The sequence below is a fragment of the Grimontia sp. THUN1695 genome, assembly GCF_059704325.2.
Genome location: NZ_AP046576.1, coordinates 253,301 through 272,716, shown reverse-complemented (window position 1 = coordinate 272,716; position 19,416 = coordinate 253,301). Strand labels below are relative to the sequence as shown.

The following is a 19,416-nucleotide window of genomic DNA, read 5'->3' as shown; positions in this document are numbered from 1 at the left end:
TCCCCACTTTAAGAAGGGATAAATAAACAGATCCTAGAATAACGTTAGAAACGAAAAAGAAAACGGCCAAAAAATGGCCGCTTTCACATTAATCATTATTTTTTGACGCTTCGCGTTCGCGGATCTCATTGGCTACCTTCATGATAGCTTCACCGCTACTCATACCCTGCGCCATTAGTGCATGGATACGCTCTGCAGCTTCCTGTTGTTCAGCATGGCTCAATGTTGGCATTTGGTTCATTGCGACGACCTCAAAAAATGCTTTCAGAAGCCGCGTAGTCTATACCCAAACACCTTAGAAGGTAAACGAGAGTTGTACCGAACCACCATAACTGTTGCTGTCGATAAGTTGTGCCGCCAGATCAAAATGGACAGTGTCAAAGGGCGACAGGCCAAGGCCCAACGTGACGGTTCCATCAAGGGTATCTTCCAAGTCATTGATGTAACCGGCACGAACCTGAGCCCAGCCCCATGCATTGAATTCTGTCCCCAATCGAATCAACTGGGTATCATCGATGATGGCTGGACCACTTGGCGCAGAGAAACGTTTCTGCGTGTTGAGATCTATGTCTATTGCCGCGACAAACAGATCCGCTATAAAAGCGCCACCCACAGTGTAAAGAGGGTCAATGTGGTAAGTATATTCTCGGGTGTAGTTAACGGTTTTGATGTCTTGCGAAATCATATTTTTCGCTGCAAAACCGACTCTGAACGGCCCCGTCTGCCAAGCTGCACCCAGGTCAATATTAAACGCGCTATCTTCCGTACGGTTGGCATCTGAATCCCAGTCATTGGCTTCGAAGTTCTCAACGGACACCTCGTAATGGTAGGTATAATAATTCTGGGATTTAGGTGTCACACCAATTGCAATCCGTTGTCCAGCCAGTTCAATATTTCCCGCCAAAGCAAGCCCGACATCTACCACGCCAAAAGCCAATACACGGCCACTCGATGTGAGATTATAATCGGCATTAGGATCCAACACAGGGTTTTCGATATTTGAAATATCTGTATCAGAGATTTCAGGAATAACAACTGCTTCGGTGTAGCCTTTCACGAAGAAATTCCCTGAAATGGTTGAGGTCGGTAATGCAATAGCGCCACCTATACCACCGTTGACATAAGCCAGTTTGTTTTGCAAATTTCGAAGTGCGTTTGCTGCATTTGTTCGGTTAGTCTCGCTTAATGGCTCAGCTTTAAATGCATCAAACACGCCCCCAAAATCCTCAAGTTTATCAACCAATTCATCCGGATCACGCAACTGAATCCCTATAACAGGAAAAAGCACGCCAAAGTTACTGTCAGGATCCATGGCTACCAACGCCGGGTTATGGAAGCCAGCTGACAGATAGTTCGCCGCTGCCGTACCAGCCCCAGCCATGGCATCAATTCTTGTATCAATACTGTAGTTCGCTGCCAGCGCGGGAATAGACGTCAAGGCGAGACTGAGTGCGAGTAAACTTTTTTTCATGGCGGAATTCCATTTCTGTCAAATCGAAAAGAGAGAAACACGGTAGTAGGCTTTGTGTCCTCTTGTCTTTAACAGATACTAGTCAATGGAAAGTGCCACTAATGAGACATTTATTGAAGGTGTGACAATTCTCAAACACAAGCATTGTTTTTTTGATAAAAAATTAGCTAAAAATGATTACTCTCCCTCTTCCTTGAGAGAAAGTTCACGAAGATCAACATCAGGCAAATCAATGAATCGCGCGATTCTTTGAACGTCTTCGAATAGAATGGCGCCTTGCCAACGCCGTTCAATCAAGGCGACTGAAAACCAATATTGCCCATTGGGAACATCGATCACCGGTAATGACGTTGGCAAATTTTTGTCTTTTTCATCCGACCATATTGGTGCATCCTGCCCAATGTCCTTTTGATAGAGATTCATCGAAAGAAATGGGCGTGGGCAGGTATTTTTTAAATCCGTCGGCGGAGAAATACGCCAGCTTCGACTGTCCTTCCAACTGATTTTCTGTATGGGATCAGGTTTAGAAACCAGCACCCAGGAAGACCATTTTTCCCCTTTGAGAGATGTCACTTCCAGTTTGTATAAACCCGCCTGGAGTGCTCCCGGACGCCCTTCAATATCTAGCTTGAAGTTGTTGACATTTTCACCGTCAAGATTAGTAGCCAACAGTTTTTTCTCAGGCCATTCTGAAAATGTAATATTCGCAACGCCAGCTTGTGACGAACCATAAAGAGAGAATTGGTAGTAAACACGGTTAGGTGTTTGCACCGTTTCTCGCCGAATCACAATCGCTTGTAACCATTGAGGTAGAGACAAGGTGCTTAAACTCCGACCACAATCTTCACTGATCGCGAGTGAGAGAAACTCTGTCAGGTGCCGTTTTTCCGTATCATTTTTTTCTTGCTGCCAAGCCTCAACCATGGACTCAAAACTCTCAGCGGTATTTCCTTCCAGCAAGCGCTGATGCGCGGATGTCAACGCATCAGAACCACCAAACCATGCCGCTGAACTTCCACATGGAAGCATTGAAATGAGAAAAAGAAATACCGCGTGTCTCATTACTGCATTTTCATCCGGTAACCAACACCACGCAGCGTTTCAATTTCACATTCTGGTAATTTCTGACGAAGCTGCAGTACATGGGTATCGACTGTGCGTGTGGTGGGATAATGGTTGTATCCCCACACTTGATCAAGCAGTTCGTCTCGCGTGAACACACGCCCAGCATTCTTTGCAAGGAAAGCCAGCAGGTCAAATTCAGTACGGGTAAGGACCACTTCACTCTCAGCACAAATCACTGAGCGCGTCGACAGGTTAATACGCAATTTCCCCACGACGATGTCGTCAGAGGTACTTTCTCCTGCCGTCACAGGACGACGCAGATGCACACGGATACGTGCCAACAGCTCAGCCTCAGCAAAAGGCTTGGTCATATAATCTGTCGCCCCCGAGTCCAGTCCCCCAACACGATCTCGCACTGACACCATAGCGGTCAGCATGATCACGGGAACGTCTTTGATCTTATTCCAGGCTGGTAGCCATTCCATGGAATCGCCTTCTGGCAGTTGTCTGTCAAGAACCACCAAGTCAGCCTGCGCCCAGAGGTGTTCTACTTTGCTTGCACAATCTGCGTACAAACACTTATATCCATTCTGTTCTAAACTGGCGAGAAGACCATCTGCCAGGTTTGCATCATCCTCAACCAGCAACAGAGTCGTTTGTTGGGTCACAAGGTATCTCCAAAGTAAATGTGGTTGGCGGACCGACAAGTGTCAGTTTGCCTCCCATCCTTTCTATCATTGCTTCAACGATTGTCAGTCCTAGCCCTAGACCTTTTTCACTGACAAAAGGTTTACGAATTGTCTTCCAGTCTTTTGCAGACAGTCTTCCTTGGTCCTGTACTTTAATTATAAGTAGTCCATTTCTAATTTCGGCAAATACCATTACCGGCGCATGGCCGTATTTCTTGGCGTTGCTAATTAGGTTGTCAAGTGATGTCGTCAACCAATAAATATTGACCGCGACTGGCCCATCTTCTTTGACCTTCAATTCTACCTGACGTTCTTCACACAGGTAACTTAGCCACGTTTCCAGTGAAGGGATATTTTCCCTCACCAGCTGTTGTTGGTTGGATTGCAAGTAATCTTTGCTTGCTTCAGCAAGTTGTTTCAGACGCATTGAGTCCTCACATAAGCGTCGAAACTCGTCATAGAGCGGCTCTGGCAAGGCATCAAACTTACGTCGGAATCCTTCTACAGTCATAGATAAACTGGCAATAGGTGTTCGCAGTTCATGCGTCAGGATCTGCAATACCAGCATACGTTCTTGCATCAGCCGCCGTTTCACACTCCAGCGGTTGAAAATCCAACCCGCCATCCAGAGCACGTTAATAATAGCAAGTGCAATAACCAGTTGGGGCCAATAAGACGGCGCCTGTTTTTGGTTCCAGCAAACGTTGCCAATACGAGACAAACAAAAGCCATTTTGGTCGATCTGAGATGCCAGAAGATTCTGACTCTCCAGAAGCGGCTTCCAGACATCTGCACTATATACCTTGTACTGACTTCCCTCTCGGAGCCAAAAATCGTCCCCTGAAAGGATCGTTTCAGCACCACCGTTTAAAGCATTGACAGCATTTTCCGTCATACGTTGCAATTTTCCCAACAAAGTGTCGGGTAGTGCCAACATTCGCTCTTTTATATGAAAAAAGCGGAGCAGTTCATCCCGACGTTCTGGGAACTTCTCAACATATTTTGCTGCATAACTTCCCCCACCAGGATGGATCAGGTTTGAACGGGAAAACCAGACAGACGGCAAATAGGTGTTAAAACAGAGCGCACGAGTAAACACCAAGGGATCAGTCACCAAAGGGCTTACCGGCCATGGCCCCTTGCACTGTTCAGAAGCCTGATAAAGGCGTTTTAAATCCTTCAGCGGATAATTCACTGATTGTGGTAATAGACTGTCCGGGATCAGTAACGCTTTAGGGTATTCACTGTGAATCGCATTCAGTGCGTATGTTGCGATCGGAGGTTCAGCCAATAATGACGACCTGAAAGCACTGAGCTGTTCAGGGAAAGAGACATTTGCCCAGGTTCGAGTACTGAGCAACGTTAAACATACAACCAGAAACGTTCGCATGGCGAGAGATTACCATCAAAATATTTCTAAATGTCAGTAATTTGTAAGAGTCAAACGAGAAAAGAGGTTTATTTGCTGCTCCCTTATACAATTAAGGCCAGCATTCGCTGGCCTGATTCATCTGTGACACCGGTTCAAATAGCTTTAGAAATCGCGTCAACGCTCTCTTTCGCGTCGCCAAACAGCATTGCTGTATTCTCTTTGAAGAAAAGTGGATTTTGTACGCCCGCATAACCGGTGTTCATCGAGCGCTTAAACACGATAACATTCTTTGCGTTCCACACTTCTAGAACGGGCATTCCGGCAATCGGACTCCCCGGATCTTCCATCGCTGCCGGATTAACCGTGTCGTTAGCACCAATAACCAGAACAGTATCCGTCTCAGGGAAATCATCATTGATTTCATCCATTTCCAATACGATGTCATAAGGTACTTTCGCTTCCGCCAACAGCACATTCATGTGCCCCGGCAAGCGACCCGCTACCGGGTGAATACCAAAACGGACATTGATACCCTTAGCTCGCAACTTCTCAGTAATTTCATGCACCGGATACTGCGCTTGTGCAACCGCCATACCGTATCCCGGCGTGATAATCACAGAGCGGGATTCCTTCAGCATTTCCGCCACGTCTTCTGGCGACACTTCACGATGTTCACCGTATTCAGTATCTGCAGAAATGGAAACCTCCTGACCAAATCCCCCCGCGATCACACTGATAAACGAACGGTTCATTGCCTTACACATAATGTAAGACAGAATCGCACCGGAAGAGCCCACCAGCGCCCCCGTCACAATCAAAAGATCGTTTGCCAGCATGAAACCGGCAGCGGCGGCTGCCCAACCCGAATAAGAGTTCAGCATGGAAACCACAACCGGCATATCTGCACCGCCGATTGACGCCACAAGGTGATAACCAAAGGCAAAAGCAATCAAGGTCATCACGAGTAACGCAAACGTGCTGCCATCCGCCTTAACAAAATACACCATCAGCAGTGTTGAGATAACAACCGCAGCCAGGTTCAGTTTATGTTTGTGAGGCAAGTTGAGCGGTGAGGAAGAGATGATGCCGCGAAGCTTACCAAACGCGACGACAGAGCCTGTGAACGTTATCGCACCGATGAATACACCCAGAAACACTTCCACCATATGGATAACGTGCTCTGTGTGGGCAAACTCGCCGGAATATAAGGGTGGTTCAAGGTAACTGTTGTACCCCACCAACACTGCAGCCATACCCACAAAGCTGTGAAGGATGGCTACCAATTCCGGCATTTCCGTCATTTCTACGCGCTTTGCATAGTAAATACCGATAGAGCCACCGATCACCATAGCCAGAACAATCCAGATCAGTCCCTGTGAATAAGGGCCAAAAATAGTCGCGATAAGTGCGATGGCCATACCGGCGACGCCGAAATAATTCCCTGATTTTGCTGACGTTTGTTTAGAGAGGCCAGCAAGGCTCAGGATGAAAAACAGTGCAGCAATGATATATGCCGCTTGTGCTAGTCCTGCAGACATTCTTTGCTACTCCTATTAATCTTTACGGAACATTTCAAGCATGCGTTTGGTAACGGTAAAGCCACCGAAAATATTGATGCTTGCAATGAGAACGGCAATAAAAGCGAGGAATGAAACCACACCATTACCTTGACCAATCTGGAGTAGCGCACCCACAACAATGATGCCCGAGATCGCATTGGTCACAGACATCAAAGGTGTATGCAGCGCATGTGTAACGTTCCAAACCACGTAGTAACCCACCACGCAAGCTAGAACAAATACGGTGAAATGAGAAAGGAATGCCGGTGGTGCCACCGAGGCAACCCAACCAAATGCGCCCACCCCAACAACCAGCGCTGCCAATTTCTTCACTGAGGATACCGGTTCTTCAACTTTTTCTTTCTTGACAGGTTTTGGTTCAGCTTTTGCCTGGGGCTGTGCAGAAACTTGAATAGGTGGTGCTGGCCAGGTGATCTCGCCGTCTTTAATAACCGTCACACCACGAAGCACCACGTCGTCAAAATCAATATTAATGTTACCGTCTTTCTCTTTACAGAGAAGCTTCATCAGATTCACGAGATTAGTACCATAAAGCTGTGAAGACTGGGTAGGTAGACGACCGACCATATCGGTATAGCCAATTACTTTTACGCCATTGTCAGTAACAACGACTTTATCGGCTTCGGTGTATTCACAGTTGCCGCCATTCGCTGCTGCAAGGTCAACAATCACACTGCCTGGCTTCATCGAATCGACCATCTCTTTGGTCACAAGTTTAGGGGCGGGACGACCGGGAATTAATGCAGTGGTGATGATGATATCAACGTCTTTCGCCTGTTCTGCATAAAGTTCTGCGGCCTTTTTGTTGAAATCATCAGACATTTCTTTTGCGTAGCCGTCACCACTGCCTGCTTGTTCTTCAAACGCCACCTGAAGAAATTCAGCGCCCATGCTTTCGACTTGTTCTTTAACTTCAGGGCGGACGTCAAATGCACGGACAATAGCACCGAGACTGCCCGCCGCACCAATAGCAGCGAGCCCCGCCACACCGGCACCAGCAACAAAGACTTTCGCAGGCGGTACTTTACCGGCAGCGGTAATTTGCCCAGTAAAGAAACGGCCAAACTCATGTGCGGCTTCAACCACCGCGCGGTAACCGGCAATGTTAGCCATCGAACTCAATGCATCCAGCGCTTGTGCCCGGGAAATACGCGGCACAGAATCCATCGCAAGGACATTGATATTTTTGGAAGAAAGATCTTGCATCAGTGCTTCATTCTGAGCTGGCCAGATAAAGCTGATGAGCGTAGCACCCTCTTTAATGCGATCGATTTCGTTAATCCCTGCCGCTTCATCTTTATGCGGTGCGTTAACTTTAAAAATGATGTCTGATTGCCAAACGGCATCGACATCAACAACTTTCGCTCCAGCCTGCTCGAATGCCGCGTTATCGAAACTTGCCAACGCCCCTGCATCCTTTTCGACAACAACCTCGAAGCCCATCTTTAATAGCTGCTCAACCGTTTTCGGTGTGGCAGCCACCCGCGTTTCATGCGCGAGTATCTCTTTTGGAACACCAATTTGCATCGCTAATCCCTGACTATTGGCAGTAAAAGTAATCTTTTTGTAACGAACCGAATACACTTAATCAAGTATTTCTGTAAGAAAAATACCAAAACAATCAATAAGCAAGCGCAACACACAACATTTTTAATGACTTTCAGTAATAAAATAACGTCATTTATTAAATCTTAAGGCAGACCTAATCTAGGCCATTAACTTATTGATTTTAAGCTCGTTATTATTCAGTTTTGCGTCGTTTTGTATCCTTACAAACCATTGGCGACCTTTGTAATCGGTGTCATATGTATCAGCCTGAAAACGCTGGTTGATAACATCTTCAGTTCATTGCTTTGATTACTGTAAAGACCGCATAATCAAAACATTCTTTCTCCCATTTGATCGATAAATAATTGAGACTTACGAAGCATTAGTTCATTAGCACTCTCTTCAGAAGGCAAAAGATCAGAGCGGATGAAATGGTGTGTCTTCAACTCACCATCAATCTCTTTGCAAATACGCCCATGGATCCTGTACTGTCCCCCCTCAGACTTTGCTTCGGTATAAATAAAAAAACCTTTGTATTCTGTCGGCTCGGCTTCTTTCGTTGGTTTTTCCTTGCTGCTGAATAACCAGTCAAAAAGTCCCACGTTAATTCACCCTCAATGATCGAACCAATAGGAAAGTTTATAGTGACGAAACGCCCAGTTGTTGTCCAGCACAGAGAAGAAGAAACCTGATATCAAAAGGACTCCCAAAAACACCTGAAGCGACAGGAAAAAAATTAACGGCCAGTGTCATCACTTCCTCATTATGTGATTGTCTTTACTGAATAAATCACAACCAGTTACCGCACACACAAAATGACTTAATTTACTTTAATGATTAGTTTTTCTAATTTAAATTAGAAATTAAAATCACGGTAATAGCGCAATAAAATTGAATTTATTTGATTTTTTGTAAGCACAGAATTCTCATTAGCCATTATTAATGTTTATTTATCAAAAACACTTCGTTTTGTTAACATTTGGTTTTAACAACGGATTGTTGAGGCTCCCTTGCTTGCCTTTTTAAGTAAACATTCATCGATTTTGCTGGTTGTGTCTGCTATAGCCGGGTTTGCATTTCCTTCGCTCTCTGAAGCAACGCTGCCCATCCTCCCTTACATATTGTTTACCCTGATGTTGTTTACATTGTTGGGTATTGACCAGCGGGCACTGGTCAAGTCAATCGCAGACAAAGAAGCTTGGTTGTATGCCCTTGTTCATTGCGGTGTCACCACACTTTTTGTTGTTTTTATCGGGTACGCTTTTAATGCCAGCACTGAGTTACTGATGGCAACAGCAGCAGTTTGTGCTACTGGAACACTTTTTGCGACACCCGCCATTGTACGTTCTGTCGGTTTTGATCCACTAAAAGCCATGGCATTTACTATTACGACGACATTGATGATGCCAATCGCCTTGTATATCAACCTCGCCGTCTTCAGTGCCGATCAGTTTTCCCTGGATCTCCAGGACTATTGCCTGCGCCTAATCATCTTTATTTGCGGACCAATGATATTTTCTTTCGGGGTCCATAAATATGTCCCTGAGGAACGTTTAACCCGGATACATAGCAAGCTGACGCAGTTTACTATCATTCTGGTTTTCAGCTTTCCCTTCGGCCTTACTGGTCAATACCGTTGGCTGTGGGAGCAAGACAGAACTTCTGCGATTGCGATGTTCTTTATGGCGTTTGCAATATGCGTATTATTTTTCATGATTGGATTGGTTTTTTATTGGCACAAAGGTAAAGAAGAAGCCTACGTCGCGGCTATTACATCAGGAAATCGTAATGTTCTTTTAACCTATTCAGTAGCAGGTGCTTTCCTTGGACCGCTTTACTTGCCATTGATCGGCGCGTTACAGCTGCCCATTTACCTTCAACCTGCCTTGATGGAATTGATATTGAGAAATGATAAGAAAAGAGCCACCAAAGCATCGAAACTTTAGGGCCTGCTTGTATCACATGGTTTGCGCCCAGTTGATCTGGACGCAAATTGAGCCAATTCGTTATAGACCTGCCGCTGGAACAAAGTAAACCAGTGATGCCCAGGCGAGGATCCAAAAGGCAATAAGTCCGAAGTCCAGCCAATCTCGCTTTTCCACCATCATTTCCTCCTTAAAACAATCTTCTTATTTACATATCGGTCAATACAAAAAGAAGTTAAGTTATTTTTTCGCTGTTTTTTGTGGCGGCAACATTCCACTCTGTCTACGACACTATGCAAATTTCGTGCGCAACTAAAGAAGTGTATATTTTGATAGTTCAGATAATAGGTTGACGGCTTTAAAAACGGCGACTGAGTTGCCGCCTGGACAGTAGAAATATCTTTGCTATATCAATCAGCCAGATAAACAAGGAAGGTAGAGTTCGAGATTTTGCTCTGGCGCTAACAATTCGTCTTTGGTTCTTACGTATTCGATAAAACTGTCTGCTAACGTGATATCAATTGATCGCGGTAATGTAGCGAGGTTCTTGAGCGAATCATATCCCTCTTTACCCTGTGACGTGTAGGCAGAGGAAATAGCCGTATAGTGCCGCTCCATCTCCAGCGGCAACCAATTGCCTTCCGGGGATTGATACTCGAGCTGTGTGATACGGCTACCTTTGGGCTTGTCGCAATGATAGGTGTATCTCAACCCAGCCGTATACGGAAAACTGCCATCTCCGATCCCTTCTACACCATTATTTGTGGCGTTATTGATCGCCCCTTCCAATGCTTGTTTTACCTGCAAGCCTGTCGGTTCATACAACATCAGATCGATCGCAAAAGGCAGTAATCGTCCCGCCACTTCCGCCGCAGTGAGTTTGCCTTGCTCAAGGCTGACACGTACACCACCGGCATTGTGTATCGCGAAATCGATATGGTGACCACGCTTACGTGCAGAATAGATCATGGCTTCGCATACCAATGGGGCAATTTGGCTTCCTCCTTTCTCATCCGGCACACGAATATGGCGCAGTTTTTCCGGCAGGAAAGTGACGACGTCACTTTTAAGTTTGTCCACGGCAGGACGATAATGAGCATTGATGACGGCTTTGATGGCTTCGTCCCCACGACAGTGAACCACATTCGGTTGTGACAATAGGTACTCTTTCGCCTTTCGAAAACTGTCTTCAGAAAGCCCCTGATCCCAGGATGCATCCATAGCAAGGCTTCTGCCCAGCATCAGTACATTGCTACCCTTGTAATCAGTAACCCTGCCATTTTCATCTAATGACACCTTAAGCTTCCCAAGAGCAAGTGAATGGCACCCAGCCTGTACAACCAGAGTGCCATTGATATGACATCCGTAGGGTCCCATATCGCCAAGACCTAGATTACTAAAGTCACCCTGTAACACATGGCTATGGCCCCCAACAATGACTGACAGGCCTTCAACTTCTTTTGCTATTTTAAGGTCTTGATCGTAGCCAAGGTGGCTCAAAAGAATGATATGAGGCGTGCCAATCTCTTCGCGGATATGGGAAACAGTATTAATAATGGTCTGTTTAGCATTCACAAACGGTGTGTCTGGGTCCGGCATGGCAATCTCTGCCATTTTATCCAGTGCTACGCCAAAGATAGCCACTTTGCTGTCACCAAACTGTTTGATCAGCACACTCGCTATTTGTTGTTCTGGGTCATATGACAGAAGTGGCTTTTTCCCCTTCACGGGAAATGCTTTGCCCTCGGATTCATTGCTGACATCCCAATTTCCTGCAAGAAACGGAAAGTTGATTTGATCGAGAAACTTAGAAACTGCCGCATTTCCTAAGTCCAACTCGTGGTTGCCAAGAGCCATTGCATCGAGACCCAGCATGTTAAGTAAAGTCGCGTTGGCCTCCCCTTTAAACAGGCCGTAGTAGAGTGTGCCTTGAAAGCAATCCCCCGCATGCAGGAACAAAAATCCGTCAGTCTCTTGTTCTGATTCTTTTTTGAACGACTTAACAACAGATGAAATGCGGGCAAACCCACCGACATTGGCATAAACCCTTTCATCCAGACCGGCTATAGCCAGCGAAATCGGAGTGGGTTCAAAGTGAGAGTGTGTGTCGTTGATATGCGCAATAGATAGCGTGATCGGTGTCGCGTTTAGCATGTTGTCCTTTTCTGCATTGCACAAAACAAGAGTGTACCAAAGTTCCAGACTAATTCACATGCATCACACTTTTATTGCAAAAGATTTTTAAGAGAGGACGATAGTTGTGAACACCCTTGCAGCCCCTCCGAGAATGAGGCAGATCATCGCGATATACCACCACTTCATTTCTTCTCGGGAAAGGTCTTGTACATGGAAGAGCACCACGTTGAGCTGGTGCCAGTTTTCGGTCCTTGATGCATATTGAAACGCGCACCGGACCAACGCGATAAGGCCAGTGACTAAAAGTACTGTTTCAGCTGCATGCACAATAACAAACAAAGTATGGTTCCCAACATTTATCCAACCAGAAATAAACCAAATGCAACATAACTATTCAACATTTTGTTTACTGTATGATGCATAATCGTGAGCCATACGGAAAGGAAGCGCCTAAATTGATCTCTTCCATCCTGCGAATAATTGCTTTGAGAAGTTCAACGCTTCTGATATTGATATTCCATACTGTTAACCCATGGATGAATGACATGATTGAGTGGCACGCAAATACTCTGTGGCATCATACTGAGTCCTATCGGCACTATGGCATCGATATCGGGCAACGGATGACAGTCTTTCGCCTCAATGACAATTCGTTACTTGTCCATAACCCGATAGCTCTCACCGCAGGTCTGAAAGAGCAACTTAAACGGCTAGGTAAAATAAGTTGTGTTACGACCGCGAACCTAAACCTCCACCAGCACCTGTCCGATTGGTGGCTTGAGTACCCTGAAGCACGTTTTCTCGCAGCACCGGGGCTCTACAGTAAACGCACAGATCTAGGGTTTGATGGCATCCTGAATTCAACTACATTTACCCTGTGGAAAGAGCAACTCTATCAAACGGTATTACGGGGCAACGATGCATGTGAAGAAGTCATCTTCTGCGATCCCCAAAGCCGAACCTTAATACTGGGTGAAAGCTTGTTATTACTCCGTGAAGGAAGCCTGGCAAGGCGATTAACCGGTCGATTATTGGGCTGTTCTAAAGAAGCACGTGTCCCTCTGCTCTATAAAATCCAAATTAAAGAATCGAAACTCCTGCGACAATCCCTGCAGGAGATCCTGACATGGCCTTTTGACCATATTCTCCCTGTTCATGGTGATCCGATTATGTTTAATGGAAGAGAAAAGCTTGCTGCAGCGTACGAATGGGCATTTAACAACAATTCATAGCCCTTTTATATCAAGTCGCTATAATGGCAACCCACTTGTAGACTTTGGCTATATTTCAAGCAATGAAGCATAATATTCTCACCTTTTTCAAAGGAATGGCGATGGGTGCAGCAGATGTCGTTCCTGGCGTGTCTGGTGGTACTATCGCCTTTATTACAGGCATTTACGACACTCTTCTTGAAAGTATTCGTCGCGTTAACCCCTCAATCTTTTCCTTATGGCGTAATGACGGCTTTACTGCCGTATGGAAACATATCAACGGCACCTTTCTGGCATCACTATTAACAGGTATTCTCACCGCCATTCTCACACTGGCGAAAGCCGTTTCTTACGCCCTTGAATCACACCCTATCATTATCTGGTCGTTTTTCTTTGGCCTGATCATTGCGTCTGCCATTCACATGATTAAACAGGTGGAACGTTGGTCAGTCGCTGAAATCGCCATGGCAATCGCCGGGGCCGTTTTTGCATACGGTATTACCGTTGCCAGCCCGATCAGCATGGAGTTCAACATGCTGACTGTGTTTATTTCTGGAGCCATTGCCATTTGCGCCATGATTCTTCCTGGCATTTCGGGGAGTTTTATTCTGCTTTTGCTGGGGATGTATGCACCAGTGTTGGATGCGGTCAAAAGTCTAAACCTGTCAATTCTCGGTCTGTTTGCCGTAGGCTGTCTCGCAGGTATTCTTTCTTTTTCTCACGTATTGTCCTGGTTACTTCGTCAATATCGCGGCATGACACTTGCCTTCCTGACAGGCTTACTCATTGGTGCACTCGGTAAAGTGTGGCCCTGGAAACAAGCGATTAGCTTCCGTATCAACTCTTCTGGCGAGCAAGTACCGTTGGTAGAAAAAATACTGACACCGGGCAGTTTTGAAACAGCTACCAGTCAAGATCCTTTAGTGGTCACGGCCATTATTATGATGATTGTTGGTTTTGTGCTGGTGTTGGGATTGGAAAAAGTGTCAGAGAAACTGGCTGACTGAGGCCGTTAGCGTCGCCATCAAATCGGCGGCCTACTCTCTTATTCATAACGGTCTCAATAATGAGGCCGTTTTGCTTTTTTTGTATAAGGCATCTTCGCTGTATCGCTTTCATTTCAAGAGCTTTCTCACATCAGCCCCACAAACGAAGTGATACCCTTACTGATCATTTTTTCAGTTGTAGCTCTTCTATGGACCGTTTTGGGAAAGGACGCCGGCGAGGCGTTGAATTCGTCAGTCTTATGTTGTTAGTTGGTACAGGTTATCTTTTTGCAGATCAAATGCTTTTCGACGAGCCTGTTCCCACATTACCCCCTTCATGCACCTTAGGCACAGCCACGTGTTACTTTGGGCATGCTGAAGCATCACTGGCAAGCGACACAGTATCGCCACTCGTTCCCACCAAACTCAGCGTAAAACTCGAAGGACATGCTCCGGACTACCTGTATGTTGAATTAGAGGGTGTAGAAATGAACATGGGTGTGTATAAACTCAAACTTACCCAGTCACATGACAACATCTATAACGGCGACATCATGCTACCCATTTGCATGGAATCAGAAATGACATGGCGTGGAAAGATACAGAGTCCCGATAACGCAGTGTCACTTCCTGTTGACATAAGGATGACCCGATGAAATTAAAAATTCTGGTTATTGTGGCCGCCCTCCTGGCGGGTTTTGGCGCAAGGTTTTGGGTTGATCGTAATGAGACAGCACCCCCTACTGAGAGCATTGGGATTTTGCAAAGCGGTTCAAACACCATCGACCTGTTTGACCAACGAGATCCGCGCCTGCGCGTTGTATACTTTGGTTACACGCACTGCCCAGACGTATGCCCCACTTCTCTCGCCATATTGGCTGCCGCCTTGAAGTCCTTATCTGACAATATCCTGACACAAGTTCGTCCTGTTTTCATTACACTGGACCCAAAGCGGGACAACGGTGAAGCGGCACAAGAGTATGCAGGCTATTTTCACCCAGGCATTGAGGGGGCGAGCACATCAGAGAAGAGCACTGCAGCCCTTGCTCGTCAATACGGTGTTCTTTACCGAATTACCGAGCTTAAAGGATCTGCCATGGAGTATGCCGTTGACCATAGCTCTTATTTCTATTTTCTTGATCCGGCAGGTAATCTACTAGAAAAGGTTCCACATACACTGAACCCCGACATGATTTCCGATGCCATTTTGCGCCTAACCGGGACATCGCAATAATTTCTTTGGAAAAACGCGACTTTAGAAGATAATAGAAAAAGATTCAGTCGGTGGATGCTGGCTGCTCAAGATAACAGGAGTTTTTTTGATGATTTTCCGCGCTTCATTGTTTGTTGCAGTATTGGGGATGGCTTCTTTTGCCGCCTATGCTGCAGTTGATGTTGTGGGACCTTTTGTCCGAGCTACTCCACCACATGCACCTAACAGTGCAGCTTTTATGGTGCTGAGCAACGATAGTGATAAAAAACTCTCTTTAGTCGAAGCATCCACGCCGGTGGCAGGAAAAGTTGAGTTGCATAATCACGTTATGAAAGATGGGATGATGCAAATGCGTCAGGTAAAAGCCATTGACATTCCTGCAAATGGAAGCACTGAACTGAAGCCGGGTGGTTTACATGTCATGCTGTTTAATTTAAGCATGCCACTCAAGGAAGGTGAGACACTTCCACTTACTCTGCTCTTCTCGGATGGTTCAGAAATCACCCGGGAAGTCCCGATTCGTAAAGTTATGGCAGGTGCAAAGATGGAGCATAATCGCGAAAGTGCTCACTAAACCACCAAAGTTCTAAGTTTTTAGGCTGATGGCGGGAGTAGTTTATAAGCTGTATCAACATTGAGGCGGATAACTCTCCCCTCCATCGGCAAAATACATAAACGCAGTCTATGTTTTATACTGCAGCCAGTTATTTAACAGGTAAATGTAAAGCAGTAAGACAACCCCAACAAAAAAACGAAGAGGTTTTTACTATGAAAATTCGTCTCCTAGCGTTAGCAGCAATCGCTTCAAGTGCAGTATTGGCTGGTTGTTCAAACAACTCAGCTCTAGAGCAAAGTGTTGCTGATCTTTCGTCTAAAGTAGACTCTCTGTCTAACCAAGTTTCAGCGCTACAAGGCGATGTGGCAGACGTAGCATCTGCAACCAACCAAGCTTATGATGAAGCAGCACGTGCAAACGAGCGCATCGACAACATGGCGCAGTCTTACACCAAATAAGACCTGCACCATCGTTGCTTTATAAATCTGCGGCACCTTCGGGTGCCGCAGCGTTTTGTGCGATCGCATACCCCACTTCAATTGGCACACCAGACTGCACAGCAAGTGCCGCACGATACCGATTGACGTTCATTTGATTTAACTCAAGCCAATTGGAGATGCGTGGATCCGGTTGAGTCAACACCCGCTTTCCTACCTGGGTTTCGTCTGCCGATAAGGGCCTGTGAGCTTCTACAAATACAGTACCATCTGGTTCAAAGCTGACTTTAACGGGTTCATTAATCACCCGCACTTTTTCACCTACTGCCACTTTATTATACAGCCACACAATATCTGTCGGGCGCATACGGATACAACCAGCACTCACACGCAGCCCAATACCAAAGCTTTTATTCGTACCATGGATAAGATATGACCCCGTTCCATACGCTAACCTTAACGCATGCGTCCCAAGGGGGTTATCTGGCCCTGCCGGTACTACGTCAGGCAATACAATATTCCTCTCTTCCAGATATTCTTTTCTTAAGCTAGCAGGTGGTGTCCAGGTTGGATTTTCACGCTTTTGACTGATCTTGGTTTGCATGATCGGAGTATCGCGGCCTATCCGTCCAATACCTATCGGAAAAACATGCACTTTACGGTTTTCAGTATCGAAGTAATAAAGACGGAGCTCTGCAAGGTTAATCACGATGCCTTCATATTCCACATCCGGCAGGATAACCTGTTGGGGAACAGTGATAAACGTACCAGGTTTAGGCAGATACGGGTCAACACCTGGGTTTGCAGACATCAGCGCCAAAAAGCCCACATTGTAAGCTTTAGCGATTTTCTCAAGATGTTCACCAGCCTGAACGATATGCACAGGATTATCGCCAATCAATCGGGTGTTGGCTTCAGGCCAAGGGTACTCATTGGCCATGCTCAGTGTTGGTAACAAGCTTGCAAAAAAAATAGGTACAAGTTTTCTCGCGAACTTCATCATCTCGCTATGGTCTCTCTTCTAAAATTGGAGCAATGCCTCTAAACATAACACGAGATAGGACCGTTGCCCCATAGGGATAGCAATACCCAACCCCGCTCGAGGCCCCCATTTATAGTACTCATCATCCACCCATTGTGTGCCAGTGTATGCGTACGCAGGGACAAACTCAGGCCGCGCCAGCCATTCTCCCATATTCCATAGCCCATCAACAGTAATGCCGTTTTTCTCTATCCCCAAAGAAAACACCTGCCAACAACCCTTGCACTGATGCAGGAAGTGAAGTCGTTGCTAAAGGTATATAAGGCAGTCGTTAATGAGTCACTCTACTCACCACTAAACCGAACTGCCATACTGGAATGCATTTTTTTTTTCATAAAAAAACCAATCTATTGAAATAAGTTATGCGTTTATTAGGTCTGTGTGTTAGTAAACCAACAAGCATATGCAATGGAGCACCTAAATGCTGATTCGAGTACCGAAGAAATCCGAGATAAAAGAAAACGAACTGACGCCAGAGAGCATCTATAAATCTCGCCGTGAGATCCTGAAAAAGCTCGGTATTGTGACTGCCAGTCTTCCCTTTGCTGCGCAAAGCCAAGCCAACATATTTGATGTCTTTGGTAGTGATAATAAAAGTGAAGCAGGGTCCTTCGTACGATCGCCTCTAGTGGCAAAGACAACCCCTTACGGAAAAGGACTTGAAGCAACCCCTGAATCCAAAGTGCTGACCTACAACAATTTCTACGAATTCGGAGCAGGCAAAGGCGACCCTGTAGAAAATAGCCAACACTTTGCTGTCAAACCATGGACACTTGAAGTCAGTGGGTTAGTAAATAAGCCAATGAGGCTGAGTTATGACGACCTGCTAAAAAAATACCCGCTTGAAGACCGCTTCTACCGAATGCGCTGTGTTGAAGCCTGGTCCATGAATATTCCTTGGGTGGGTTTTTCATTGGCGGCATTGCTTAAAGACGCCGAGCCCATGGGCAGCGCCAAATATGTTGCGTTTGAAACCCTCTATGATCCTGAACAAATGCCAGGACAACGCTCCCGGTTTGTTGGCGGCGGTATCGATTACCCTTACGTGGAAGGTTTGCGCTTAGATGAAGCCATGAATCCACTTACTCTGCTGAGTGTGGGTTTGTATGGTCAAACATTAGCACCACAAAACGGCGCCCCCATCCGTTTGGTCGTGCCATGGAAATATGGCTTTAAGAGCATCAAGTCGATCGTCAAAATTCACTTGCTTGAAGCCCAGCCGCCAACCACCTGGAATGTATTGGCTCCACATGAATATGGTTTCTATGCCAATGTTAATCCACAGGTTGATCACCCACGCTGGAGTCAAGCATCAGAGCGTTTCATCGGCGAAGGATCAATATTCAGCTCCCGTCGCAAACCAACAGCCATGTTTAACGGCTATGGTGAAGAAGTCGCCCACCTATACAGCAACATGGATCTGAGGGCCAATTATTAATGCGAGTCACCCCTCTCCAGATCACTGGCATAAAAGTGATGGTACATTTTTTCAGCCTTGGCTTTGTAGCAAACATGGCCTATCTGGTTTTATCCAACCAATTCGGCGCCGATCCGGTGGATGGCCTCACCCATTACACCGGGCTGGCAGCGCTGAACACCCTGATCATCTCTATGCTGATCAGCCCAATAGCCCGTTTTACCAAAAATGGGCTATTGGTCCGGTGCCGTCGTGTTGTAGGCCTTTATGCTTTCTTTTGGGCAACATTACATATGCTGACTTACTTTACGCTGGATCTGACCTTGAATTTCACCTTGTTGGGGCAAGAAATCATCTCGCGCCCTTACATGACAATCGGGTTTGTTTCCTGGGTGATCTTGCTTGCACTTACCATCACCTCTACAGCGAAAATCCAACGGCATATGGGGGCGAAGTGGCAAAGATTGCACAACTTGGTCTATCTCGCTCTTATTCTGAGCCCCATCCACTTCTATTGGTCGGCAAAATCTGAACTTGTCGAGCCGACAATTTACATTGTTCTCGCACTTTCACTGCTGGCAATTCGTTGGAAAACGCTAAAAAGAATCGTTATTCGTCCAGTATTTAGAAGAACATAACCCGACTTTTGAACGCCTCTGCACAAATAGCGCATCCAAATATGGCAAAATTCTCATTTTTGCCATACTTTAAGTAGCCCATGGCCACTTTGATAAATTCCTACATTGTTGTGCTGATTTTTGGAGTAGG

The 19,416-nt window shown here is 46.0% G+C and carries 19 protein-coding genes; 9 read left to right on the top strand and 10 right to left on the bottom strand.

All coding sequences use genetic code 11. The features are described 5' to 3' along the window. Positions 1-88: 88 nt before the first annotated feature. From AC6IB1_RS01305 to AC6IB1_RS01270, 8 genes are all read right to left on the bottom strand, one after another. The gene (locus AC6IB1_RS01305) at positions 89-241 is read right to left on the bottom strand and encodes a YoaH family protein (RefSeq protein WP_005502494.1); all 153 of its coding nucleotides are present in this window, start codon (positions 239-241) and stop codon (positions 89-91) included. Positions 242-295: 54 nt separating this feature from the next. Beyond that, the gene (locus tag AC6IB1_RS01300; protein ID WP_497566585.1) at positions 296-1,471 is read right to left on the bottom strand and encodes a conjugal transfer protein TraF; all 1,176 of its coding nucleotides are present in this window, start codon (positions 1,469-1,471) and stop codon (positions 296-298) included. A gap of 177 nt (positions 1,472-1,648) precedes the next feature. After that, a complete protein-coding gene (locus AC6IB1_RS01295) occupies positions 1,649-2,533 on the bottom strand; it encodes a DUF2861 family protein (protein WP_497566584.1) in 885 nt (294 codons plus the stop codon). Further along, complete coding sequence (locus tag AC6IB1_RS01290; protein WP_005502488.1) at positions 2,533-3,204, bottom strand: response regulator transcription factor; 672 nt, start codon at positions 3,202-3,204, stop codon at positions 2,533-2,535. The genes AC6IB1_RS01295 and AC6IB1_RS01290 overlap by 1 nt, the downstream gene beginning before the upstream one ends. Further along, positions 3,173-4,615, bottom strand: coding sequence for a DUF3404 domain-containing protein (locus tag AC6IB1_RS01285; protein WP_497566583.1), 1,443 nt, complete (start codon positions 4,613-4,615; stop codon positions 3,173-3,175). Before AC6IB1_RS01285 ends, AC6IB1_RS01290 begins: the two co-directional genes overlap by 32 nt. A gap of 134 nt (positions 4,616-4,749) precedes the next feature. Continuing rightward, positions 4,750-6,135 (bottom strand): Re/Si-specific NAD(P)(+) transhydrogenase subunit beta, encoded by a 1,386-nt coding sequence (gene pntB / locus AC6IB1_RS01280; protein WP_497566582.1) that lies wholly within the window; start codon positions 6,133-6,135, stop codon positions 4,750-4,752. A 15-nt stretch (positions 6,136-6,150) separates the two neighbouring features. Continuing rightward, positions 6,151-7,704, bottom strand: a complete 1,554-nt coding sequence (locus AC6IB1_RS01275) for a Re/Si-specific NAD(P)(+) transhydrogenase subunit alpha (protein ID WP_497566581.1) — start codon at positions 7,702-7,704, stop codon at positions 6,151-6,153. A gap of 350 nt (positions 7,705-8,054) precedes the next feature. Then, the gene (locus tag AC6IB1_RS01270; protein WP_497566580.1) at positions 8,055-8,327 is read right to left on the bottom strand and encodes an HlyU family transcriptional regulator; all 273 of its coding nucleotides are present in this window, start codon (positions 8,325-8,327) and stop codon (positions 8,055-8,057) included. A 408-nt stretch (positions 8,328-8,735) separates the two neighbouring features. On the opposite strand from AC6IB1_RS01270, the gene AC6IB1_RS01265 reads away from it, so the two are divergent. Further along, positions 8,736-9,671 carry a hypothetical protein gene (locus AC6IB1_RS01265; protein WP_497566579.1) on the top strand — a complete coding sequence of 312 codons (936 nt, stop codon included), beginning with the start codon at positions 8,736-8,738 and terminating at the stop codon, positions 9,669-9,671. Between the two features lie 393 nt (positions 9,672-10,064). Here the strand turns inward: AC6IB1_RS01265 and AC6IB1_RS01260 are convergent, their stop codons facing one another. After that, positions 10,065-11,804 carry a bifunctional metallophosphatase/5'-nucleotidase gene (locus AC6IB1_RS01260; protein ID WP_497566578.1) on the bottom strand — a complete coding sequence of 580 codons (1,740 nt, stop codon included), beginning with the start codon at positions 11,802-11,804 and terminating at the stop codon, positions 10,065-10,067. A gap of 527 nt (positions 11,805-12,331) precedes the next feature. Here AC6IB1_RS01260 and AC6IB1_RS01255 point away from each other — a divergent pair. From AC6IB1_RS01255 to AC6IB1_RS01230, 6 genes are all read left to right on the top strand, one after another. Beyond that, entirely contained in the window at positions 12,332-13,018 is a 687-nt protein-coding gene (locus tag AC6IB1_RS01255) for a methanol oxidase (RefSeq protein WP_497566577.1), read from the top strand. Positions 13,019-13,080: 62 nt separating this feature from the next. After that, the gene (locus tag AC6IB1_RS01250; RefSeq protein WP_497566576.1) at positions 13,081-14,004 is read left to right on the top strand and encodes a polyprenyl-phosphate transporter; all 924 of its coding nucleotides are present in this window, start codon (positions 13,081-13,083) and stop codon (positions 14,002-14,004) included. A gap of 278 nt (positions 14,005-14,282) precedes the next feature. Beyond that, complete coding sequence (locus tag AC6IB1_RS01245; RefSeq protein WP_497566575.1) at positions 14,283-14,639, top strand: hypothetical protein; 357 nt, start codon at positions 14,283-14,285, stop codon at positions 14,637-14,639. Beyond that, positions 14,636-15,217, top strand: a complete 582-nt coding sequence (locus AC6IB1_RS01240; RefSeq protein WP_497566574.1) for an SCO family protein — start codon at positions 14,636-14,638, stop codon at positions 15,215-15,217. Before AC6IB1_RS01245 ends, AC6IB1_RS01240 begins: the two co-directional genes overlap by 4 nt. 88 nt (positions 15,218-15,305) lie before the next feature. Continuing rightward, entirely contained in the window at positions 15,306-15,770 is a 465-nt protein-coding gene (locus AC6IB1_RS01235; protein WP_497566573.1) for a copper chaperone PCu(A)C, read from the top strand. Positions 15,771-15,964: 194 nt separating this feature from the next. After that, entirely contained in the window at positions 15,965-16,210 is a 246-nt protein-coding gene (locus tag AC6IB1_RS01230) for an Lpp/OprI family alanine-zipper lipoprotein (protein ID WP_005502466.1), read from the top strand. Between the two features lie 19 nt (positions 16,211-16,229). Here the strand turns inward: AC6IB1_RS01230 and AC6IB1_RS01225 are convergent, their stop codons facing one another. Further along, positions 16,230-17,189: a L,D-transpeptidase family protein gene (locus AC6IB1_RS01225; protein ID WP_497566678.1), complete on the bottom strand. Its 960-nt coding sequence runs from the start codon at positions 17,187-17,189 to the stop codon at positions 16,230-16,232. A 463-nt stretch (positions 17,190-17,652) separates the two neighbouring features. On the opposite strand from AC6IB1_RS01225, the gene msrP reads away from it, so the two are divergent. Next, a complete protein-coding gene (gene msrP / locus AC6IB1_RS01220; protein ID WP_497566572.1) occupies positions 17,653-18,669 on the top strand; it encodes a protein-methionine-sulfoxide reductase catalytic subunit MsrP in 1,017 nt (338 codons plus the stop codon). Then, complete coding sequence (gene msrQ / locus AC6IB1_RS01215; protein ID WP_497566571.1) at positions 18,669-19,286, top strand: protein-methionine-sulfoxide reductase heme-binding subunit MsrQ; 618 nt, start codon at positions 18,669-18,671, stop codon at positions 19,284-19,286. The genes msrP and msrQ overlap by 1 nt, the downstream gene beginning before the upstream one ends. Positions 19,287-19,416: the final 130 nt, after the last annotated feature.